Here is a 10292-nt window from a genome sequence, read left to right on the forward strand (position 1 = left end):
AATAATTATTATTTTCATATCGCTAAAAAAAGGACATTTTGATTAATAATTTACATTATTTTGCAAAAAATAGTATAATTTTTTAGTATAAATAATTAAATAACAATAAATAAACATATTAACAACAACTTAGAATAACTATTATTTATACAGCGGATTGAAATTATTCCTTAGGGAATTTTTTTATTGCTTTTTTATAAATAAGTTATAATTATTAATAGTTATTCTAAGTTTATAAGTAGAAAGATAATAAAAATGAAAAATAAAAAAGTAAGATTATTTCTACCTTTTTTAGTTTTATTTTCGCCTTTTTATTCTTTTGTTTCGTGTAATGAAGCAAAAACTAATTTTCACGATGAAGCAAATGCACAAAATAAAAAAAATTTTTATTCCAACAAAGAAATTGATCTTTTATTAAAAGATATTTTTGAAAATAATTTAGAAAAAATAAATAATTACATTCTTGAACAAGAAAACATAAGTGATAAAAAATTAGAAGATTTAAAATTTTCTTTATTTGTTTATAATCCACTTAGACCAAATCAAGCTCAAGGCGGTAATTCTAATGAAGCAGTTGTCAAAATAGGAAAATCTATTTTAGAAGAAAATTTAAACAACAATTGATATTGAATTTTAAAAAATTTAGATCTCTTAGAATTTTTACATTATCCTTACGATGTTAATAGATTTACTTCTAATTTCTATTCACAAAAAGAAAATGAATATTTTAAAACTGATTCTTTAAATTTTTTAAATTTGAAAGGAAAATCCATTGATTTTTTTATAAAAGTACATAAACAATTAGAAGACAATATTTTAGCATCGAAAGATATTTTTTATATTGTTATTGACAAAAATAAAGTTATAAGATTGCAAAAATTTGTTTATAAAAACAACATATTTAAATTTAGATTAGATAGTCAAATATATGAGATAAATAAAGAAAATATAACAAAAGAAGATATTGAGTTGTTTGCAAATAAATTCGAAAGCAAACAAGAAGAAATTATCAAAGAAAAAATAGAAAAAGATAAAAAAGATTTTGACGAAGACTTAGAATATGAACTCGAAGATGAAGAAGATGTAACTGAAGAAGAAAAAAACCAAAGAAAACTTGAAGGTTATAAAAAAATTGAAGAGAAATATTCTAATTTAAATAACTTAAATATTTCAAACTCTACTACTTTTTTAAATTTAGATTTTTTAGTTTTTAAAGAGCTTGAAAAGGAATTTTCTTTAAAAAAATATTTATTAAAAAATATAAATTCTTCTTTTATTAACAACAAAAAAGAAGATAAAGACAATCAAGACAAAAACGATAAATTTTATATTGATAATGATTTTAAAAAATTCATAAACCCTTCTTTAGATATTGTTGATAAAGGCAAAACTATTGAAGAAAAAAATACAGAGAATATTTTATCTTTAATTCTAAATATTCAATTTAATAAAGATGAAGATATGATAAATAAATTTATTCAAAATCAACAAGAAAAAGAAAAACAAATAGAAAAAAGATTTAAAAACTTTGCTAAAGAAATAAAAAAATCTTCTTCTTTTGATTTTAGAAAAAATCCTATTTATTTACAATATAAAAATTTCTTATCTCAAAATTGATATTTTGTTTTAAAAAATTTAACTAAATTTAAAGCTGTATTTAGTAATTGATTTACACTACCAATAACTAATAAAGTAGATAAAAATGGTAATAAATTATCTCCATCAAAAGAATATTTAGAAAGTTTAGAAGATTTAGATAACTATAGTGACACTTACTTTTCTAATAATTTATTAAATGAAATTAAAGAAGGGGATACCACTGCATTAAGTAATTCTTATAAAGATTTATATATCAAAAGAAATAATCAAATTTTTAATATTAAAATAAGTTTAAAAGATAGTGGAACAACACTAGAATTTAACCCTTTTATTTTCTATTTTGCCAATTCTAAAACAGATAATATATCGATAAATGCAATCACAACTATTTTTCATAATGCTATTTATCACGATAGTTTTCAACATTATCAAGCTTTTGAAAATGATTTAATTAAAAAAATTAGATATGGACAACCTGCAGAAATGTTAATTATATGAAAGGATCTAAATGAAAATTAAAAAAATATTTCCTTTTTTAACCATTTTTCCTTTATTTTTGTCTTCTTGTAATTTAAATACTAATAGTCAACAAAATCAAATTAATCAAATGAAAATACAAGAAAATGAAAAAGAAGATAAAGAATGAAATAAATTTATAAATTCTGACTTTATTACAAATATTCTAAATGTTACATTTGATTCTGAAGATAAAAAGAATCAATTTATAAAGCAACAAAAAGAATTAGATGTTAAAACAACATTTTTAGATATTAAAAATTGGTTATATTATTATACAACTATTCAAAATAATACCGATGATGGTTTTATTTCAAAAAAAGCATTGCCTTATAGTGAATCTCTTGCTAAAATAAAAGAATTAACTAGTAAAAATTGGTTGTTTTTCTTATTTAATCTTAATAAAATAGTTTTTATTCAATTGGCTGATACAACTAATTTATTTGCCGGTACTAAAGAAGAACAAACAGAAAAATCTAGAGAAAACTTGCTAACTAATCCTTTATTTTATATATCAAAAGATAATAAAATTTTAGACTTTGCTATTTTGAAAACTCAAGATAATTTAAATTTAACAAAAGAAGAGTTAGAAGAAGAAGGCGAAGATTATCAACAAGATTTCAAATTTTATTTTGTAAACTATGATGGATTACTTTTTGAAATGGAATTAATCAAAGAATTTGATGAAAACAAAAATAATACATCTAATAAAATCAATTTTATTTTATGAGCAGATAAAATTAAAAAATGAAATATAGAAAATAATAAATCTAATTTTGATATTCAAAAATATGTAAAAGAAAAAGAATCAAGAGGTTTAAACTCTAATTCCTCAGCAATTTCTCTAGAAATTTTTCTAGATAATTTAGGCGGAAAACCCATAAGATACACATTTGCTGATTTAAAATTATAAAAAATAGATAGCATAACTATCTATTTTTTTCTATCATTTTTTCAATTTCAATTCAAGATTCATCATTAATATCACTAGAATAAATAGTATTATTAATAAAAAATTTGAAATCGTTTTTATACTGTTTTTCCTTTATAAAAGCAAAATTATATTTATTTTTTAAACAATATTTTTTTAATTGATTAAACATTGCCTTTAAATCTTCTTCTTTATTAAAATTATCTTTTTCTATTTTTATTAAGTAAATATTTTTGTTTTGAGTTCTGATTATATAATCAATATGTAAAAATTTTTGCTTATGAAATGAATTATAATAAATTATTGAAAAATTAGAATAACCTTTATTTCCAACTCTATAAACATCTTTTATAAAATTTTGATTATTTTCACACCAAATTTCAAAATTCATTTCTGCTCTTGAACGCAGTTTTTCACTATCAATCATAGCTAATGAATAATTTTTATAAACATTTGTTGTTAATATTTTATTTTCTTTTTCATAGTTTATAAATGAATAATATTCTTCTTTAGGGATTTTGAATTCGACTTCTTTAACTTCTAAAAGGGAATTTTGTAATATTTTCGTTTCTTCAAATCTTTTGAATATTTCCAGTAATTTCTCAAAATTATTAATTATAAATGAATAGAATTCTTTATTATTTAAAGATAATATTTTTTTATCTTTTTTGCTTTTTAACCTAAATAATGAAGATTTTTTAAATAACTTATGCAAAATAGTTTCTTTTAAATCTTCATAGGAAAGATTAAGATGGTTTTTCAATTGATCTATACTTTTCATTAAAATTCTTCCATGATCACTTGTGCTTACATCTACTTCATTGGTATGTTCACTAACATTTTCAAAAGGATTTTCCTGTAAATTATTAATCTTTCCTTGTAGAAAACTTGTAATTATTTTTTCATTTATTATAAAACCATTTTGTTTTAAAATTTCTTTATTTTTTTCAAATTCATTGATTTTAAGGTTATATTTTATTAAGAAATACTCTCTGATTTCTTCTAATAATGTTTTATTTTCATTGTAAGCATAATTTTTGTTTGGAATTTGTTTTAATAATGTAATATCCTTTGCACCTTCTCTTAAAAATAATTTTTCAGCTTCAAATCCACCTAATAAAATAGCTTCATTCTTAAACTTTTCATCATATGTAAATAAATAGGAATAATCTAATATTTCATTATTATAATGATGGGCTTCTGGCATTCTTCTAATTCGTCCAAGTGTTTGAATTTCAAATTTTTCACTCATATTATCACGCAATTTAACTAAAATTTTTGCCCTTGGACAGTCTCAACCTGTTGCTATTGCTTGCTTGAATAATAAAAAAGAAACTTCATTATTATTTTTAACTATTTCATCAGGAACTAAATTGATTTTACTAAGTTTTTTTATTTTCTTAGTTCCTTCGGTTTCTAAATCTCTTTCTGAAAATCAAGAAGCTACTTTTCCATTTTCATAATTAAAACCTAAGTTATTTAAAATTTCTTCTACTTGTGAAATTAAATTATCATTTAAATTAGGAAATTGTATTAACACTAATGGATTAATGTCGAGATTTATTTTTTGATATTCTGTAATTATATTTTTTCTTATTTGATTTGAATTTTCAATTAAATATTTTGTTTCAAAAGATATATTATTGCCTTTATTTTTTTCAAGATCTTTATTTATAAAAATTCCTTTTGTTATTAATCCTTCTTCAATAACATCACTTTCACTAATAATTATTTCTTGATAATTATTTGATTTTTTTATAGGCGTTGCTGAAACTCTAATTTCACTTTTTGGAGAAATTGATTCAATAATAAAATTAGCTTTTATTGTGTTATTATTGTGCTCTTCATCAATAATAACTATAAAATTATAGTTTTTCAACTTAGCTTCGTTTATTCTATCAAAAAAATTATTTTTTTCTGTTTGTGCAATAGCAATATTCGTTTTATTTGTAATTTTTTCTCAATTTATAAAATATATTCCTTTATTTTCAAAACCATTTAGTAAAACATCATCCAAATCTCCAGAAATCATTGCTGGAAAACTTTTTCTCATTTTATTAAAAGATTGCACTTCCAATTCCCCTTTTCCAGGTGTTAATCAAATAAAAATATAATTATCAGTATTTGAAATAAACTGCTTAATATATTCAAATAAAATTAATGTTTTACCTGAACCGGTAGGTGCTTGTAAAATAATTTTATTTATTGTGCTGTTATTGATGGTTGAAAATGTTTTTTCAAATATTTTTTGAGCAGCTTTTACTTGAAATTCTTTTAGTTTCATAATTAATAACCTCTTATCTTTTTAAGTTCTTCAAAGTAATATTTGTAAGGGATTTTGAAAAGCGATATTTCTTTTTTTTCAATTTCTTTTTGTTGTTCTAAGTTTAACTCTACTTCTGTATTTATAAACAATTTTCCTTTATTTTTGATTATTTTTAAAGCAGTTTCTATTTCTTCTTCATTATTTATAAAATAAATTTCTTCATTGTTAATTTCATTTAAATATTCTAGTTCTGCAAGCAATTTAGAACTATTGATTAATATTTCTTCTATTTCAAAATCTTCTTTTTCTGCTTGTGCAAAATTTATAGTTTTAACTTCTAAATACTTTAAATTAAACTCTGAACCATTTGAATATTTTTCGCCATTCTCTTTGAATCCTGTTATAACAGTTTTTATTCTTGAAAAAGTTATATTTCTAGATATGTTATTTTCATTATTTGTGCACAAAATAAATTGTCTTTTGCCATTATCCTCTTTATTTAATTCCATTACTGCTTGTGCAGTAGTTCCACTACCGGCAAAAAAATCTAAAACTATTGAATTTTTATTAAAAAAACTTAATATATATTTTATTAAACTAACAGGTTTTGGATTATTAAAGTTTTTATTAATCAATATTTTATTTATTTCTTTTATACCTTCTTTAGTATTTTCAATTACCGATTTCGCTACTTCCATTTCAGAATCTGATAAAAACCTTTTGAAACGTGGTGTTTTAGTTTCATCATCATAAAAATAAATTCGATTATTTTTTAAATGTTCTTCCATAGTTTTTAAGCTATATCTTCATCCTGTTTTTGGATTTTTACATTCTTTTTTTGTAATTGGATGAAGAATTTTATAATTATTTTTTTCGCTAAAAACAGGAGAAGAAGTATTATCTAAAGCAAAAACTTTAAAATTTCAATCTGTCTTTGTTAAATATTCTTTTTCAACTTTATTATAGTTTGAAATTCCTTTTAATTGGGGATTCTCTTTATAAAAAGATTTTAATAGTTGTTCTACTTCCGAAATTTCTAAATTTTCTTCTTTAGCATATTGAAGTAAATTTTGCACTTCTAAAAATCCTGGTTTAGTTATTTTAAAGAAATTTTTTCTTTCTAAAATTTCTCTATTTTTACTATAACACAAAATGTATTCATGATTAGTTGATGTTGTTTTAGAATTGTTTTTTGTTGAATTTTTAATTCAAATAAAATTTTCTATAAAATTAAATTCTCCAAAAATTTGGTCGCATAAAATTTTCAAATGAGCAAACTCATTTTCATCTATGCTAATTAAAATAACTCCATTATCTGCTAATAATTCGCGAGCTAATTTCAATCTCTTATTCATAAAAGATAATCATTTAGAATGCGGGAATTTATCATTTGCATCAACATAATTATCGTTATAAATAAAATCTTTATTTTTAGTGTTATAAGGTGGATCAATATAAATGACTTCGATTTTATTTTTATGAGTTTTCAAAAGTAAATTTAAGGTCAATAAGTTTTCACCTTCTATTAAAAAATTTAATGACTTTTCTTTAGAATTAATTATCTTATTTGCTTTATTTTCCTGCAAAAAAAGAATATTCGACTTTAAAACATTATCTACTTTTTCTTTTTGCTCTTCTCAAATTAAGCCGAATCTTTTTTGACTTACTTCTTTTAATAATAAATTCAGTTGAATTAATCTTTTTTCATCTCTAGTTTCGCTTTTTATTTCTTTTATTAATTCTACAAATTCTTCTTGTTTTGTTTTTGAATAATTACTCATTTTTACTTCCTTTTATTTTCTTTATTATAAATTAAATTTTACTATAAGTATTATTTTATTTATTTTAAAATCTAATAAAATAAAGGAGTATAATTAAAATATAACAATATTATTAAATAGGGAGAAACTATGTTTATACCAACACAAATAATAGATTTAATAAATAAAAATGGACCAGACTTACCGCTAATTTATATTAAAAAAGTTTTAAATGATTATAAATTTTATCAATATAAAGATGAAATAGAATTTTGAGAATGAAATTCTCTAAAAAGAGATTTATCCGATTATTTATCAGATATGATATTAAAAGCAGATTATAACAGAGAAAAAGTTGCTATCTTTTTTTCAACTTCATCTGATAATATAGGTTGATTTTCAGAATCAGTAATACCCGGAGATCCTATATGAGATAAAACTAAAATTTTTTCAGGAATTCTTAGTGGAGTTTTTGAAGGAATAAGTCAAATAATAGAAGCATCTAATTTTATAGATGAAAGAACAAGAGAAAAAGTATATGAAATTTCTTTTTTAATCTCAACTAATGGTGATTTAGACAAAATTAAAAACGATTTAAGTGACTTATTAAATATAATTGATAGTTTGCCTTTCTATCACAGAACAGGACCAAATGGACCAATAATGTATAATAAGATTAAAAATATGATCAATTCAATTAACTCAATAAAAGAAACTGCAATTAAAAGATATATAAACAAAATAAATGGAACAGAAAGAAAATTCATTGAATAATGAAAATCTATTTTGATAAAAAGAATGGTTATTTATTTTATACAGAAATAATTAATGAAAATAACAGTTTTTTAAAAGTTATAGCCAAATTTTTGATTTACCTTTATTTAATTATTTTTACCTTAATTTCTTTTTTTTATATTGATTTTATTTACAATAATTTGTTTTTTGGAATTGTCTATAACTTAATTTTTTTATTCAGTTATTTTAGTGGAATTATTTTATTTTTATTTTTCATTTTAGGTTTTTTAAGAACTTTAAACATTATTATTATCAAATTAATGCTTAAAAGAAATAAAAAATTTAGTAATTTTAAAATATTTATTTTAACTAAATATTACTTTTTTTTACATTTTAAATTTAAAAATGGGAGACAACTTTTATGAACAAAACAAAATACTTTATAAAAAGAGAAATAGAAAAAATAAGTGCAATTACTTCCTTTAAATATCTTATTATTAAAATCTTATTTTCTTTTCTAATTACAAGTTATTGTATTTTAATATCTTCTGCCTTATCACTAAATTTTTCTTTCATTTATGACAAAATTTCAAAATACTATCAAAACCAAGAAACAATTGAAAAAATTTTATTTTACTTAAAAATTTTATTTATTATTTTTTCCGTTTATTTTTCATTAAAACTAGTTAAGAATATTTCGGAATATTATTTACTATATTATTATAACAACTATTTTGTTATGAATTATTGTATGATATTTTTAATAATTATAAATATTTCTAAACTTAATTTTTTTAAAAGTTTTAAATTGATTCAAATTTATTTTAATTTTCAAAAAATTTCATTTATAATTGAAAAACTAAAAAATAAAAATTTAGTTATTATCAATGATCTAGCAGAATATATACTAACAAATGACTACTCCTTAATTAACAAAATAAGTTTAATATCCACAGTCCCTATTAATGAATTAAAATTAGAACAAAATTTTAATAAAATTCTATATAAAGATAATGAAACAATTCGAGGAATAATAAATAAAGTCAATATTGAAATTATCTTTAATAATGATACTATTAAAGAATTTCAAACAAAAAGTAATGGTTTTATAATTTCAAATAAATATTGAAATCTTTTTGAAAACATTTTTAATTTAATATATAAACAAAAAATTCAAAGTGAAAAAGAATCTTTTAAACTATTAAAAACCATTGATAATTTTATTTTTTCTATTGAATTTGAAAAAGATATTCTAGATGAAACTTTTAACAAACTCAAACTATCTAAAAATTATAAAAATACGGAAAATTTACAGGAAAATAACAAAAAAATGCTTTTAAAAACTTTAAATAATGCTGTATTTATTGAAAATAAATTAATTATTAAACAACTAATTGAAAATTTTTAATTTTGAATATTTAACCTAAAAATCATTTATAAAAAGCAATGAAGTTTTTCTTCATTGCATTTATTCTTTTATTTCTTTTCAGAATCAAGGGAGTGCAAAAGAATTAGGATCTTTAGCATTTGCTCTTGCTATTTGAGCACCAAAAGAACCTGTGTTCTTTAAGCTTAATGGATTTTCGTTATTTCAGTTAATACCAAAATAATTAAAATCTGTTGTATCATAACGGAACCCATCAGATCATGCTCCACCAGAACCAGATGTTCAAAGTGCTATAAAACTATTGTCATCCGTAAATATTCCAGAACCAGAATTCCCTGTTCCAAAATATAAAGGTGCAAAATTAGGTGTTTGTGTAAATCTAACATTATCTCTACCTATTGTCGGTCTATGATTTACATATCCTGTTTTAGTTCCTCACACAGGAAAACCTAAGTGAGCTGTATCTCTAATTGTAGGAACAAACATTTCGCTTTGCTTATAATTTGCATCAAATTTTAAATCAGGAATTTTAAAAAGATTTTCTAAATGTTTAGCAAGTCCCATTCTTCCATCTCTTTTTGTTTGCTTTAAAAGTGCTTTTAAATCAATAACAGCTACTGCTGCATCATATGCAGCTTTAGATGTACCATTTTTACCTATTTGACTTTTATCTCATCCACCAACTCATATAATTTTTGATGGTACTTTGCTAAATCCAACATCATTTTCAGTAGCATTATATCTATATCCTGGATTAATATCATTTTTGTATTTATCACTTGCAATTAAGAAAGTTCTATTTATTTTAGGTTGATAAGGAAGGTTATCACCTGTAATTTGACTTAAACTACCTACTTCTCTATCTACGTGTTGATTTGTTAAAACATAAAATCTAGCATCATTTGGATCATTATTAACTTTTCCTATAATTGAACCAGAAGCAAAATAATATTTACCAGCAATATCTGCAGCATACTTTACAACTCTGGATTTTACAGTATTCACAAGTTTTCAATTATGTCATTTATGTCTAATTCATTCTTTATCTGGTTTATATCCTTCATGAATTTTATAAATCACATTTTGATTTGGATTATA

The 10292-nt window shown here is 21.1% G+C and carries 7 protein-coding genes; 4 read left to right on the forward strand and 3 right to left on the reverse strand.

From position 1 onward, the window contains the following. The first annotated feature begins 255 nt into the window (after positions 1–255). The gene (locus ACXX89_RS03740) at positions 256–2118 is read left to right on the forward strand and encodes an aromatic motif membrane protein (RefSeq protein WP_458557698.1); all 1863 of its coding nucleotides are present in this window, start codon (positions 256–258) and stop codon (positions 2116–2118) included. Beyond that, complete coding sequence (locus ACXX89_RS03745) at positions 2108–3028, forward strand: aromatic motif membrane protein (RefSeq protein ID WP_458557699.1); 921 nt, start codon at positions 2108–2110, stop codon at positions 3026–3028. The genes ACXX89_RS03740 and ACXX89_RS03745 overlap by 11 nt, the downstream gene beginning before the upstream one ends. Positions 3029–3044: 16 nt before the next feature. Here ACXX89_RS03745 and ACXX89_RS03750 read toward each other — a convergent pair whose 3' ends face one another. Together ACXX89_RS03750 and ACXX89_RS03755 are read right to left on the reverse strand one after the other, a co-directional pair. Further along, positions 3045–5330, reverse strand: a complete 2286-nt coding sequence (locus tag ACXX89_RS03750) for a DEAD/DEAH box helicase family protein (RefSeq protein WP_458557700.1) — start codon at positions 5328–5330, stop codon at positions 3045–3047. A 2-nt stretch (positions 5331–5332) separates the two neighbouring features. Then, positions 5333–7093, reverse strand: coding sequence for a site-specific DNA-methyltransferase (locus ACXX89_RS03755; protein ID WP_458557701.1), 1761 nt, complete (start codon positions 7091–7093; stop codon positions 5333–5335). 129 nt (positions 7094–7222) lie between these two features. Between ACXX89_RS03755 and ACXX89_RS03760 the strand changes: the two genes are divergently transcribed. Both ACXX89_RS03760 and ACXX89_RS03765 read left to right on the forward strand, forming a co-directional pair. Beyond that, positions 7223–7846: a hypothetical protein gene (locus tag ACXX89_RS03760; RefSeq protein ID WP_436358416.1), complete on the forward strand. Its 624-nt coding sequence runs from the start codon at positions 7223–7225 to the stop codon at positions 7844–7846. A 382-nt stretch (positions 7847–8228) separates the two neighbouring features. Next, positions 8229–9215: a hypothetical protein gene (locus tag ACXX89_RS03765; protein WP_436358417.1), complete on the forward strand. Its 987-nt coding sequence runs from the start codon at positions 8229–8231 to the stop codon at positions 9213–9215. A gap of 60 nt (positions 9216–9275) precedes the next feature. Here the strand turns inward: ACXX89_RS03765 and ACXX89_RS03770 are convergent. Continuing rightward, a partial coding sequence (locus tag ACXX89_RS03770) for a hypothetical protein (RefSeq protein ID WP_458557702.1) occupies positions 9276–10292 on the reverse strand: 1017 nt, incomplete at its 5' end.

The sequence above is a fragment of the Mycoplasma sp. 1012 genome (assembly GCF_054343455.1).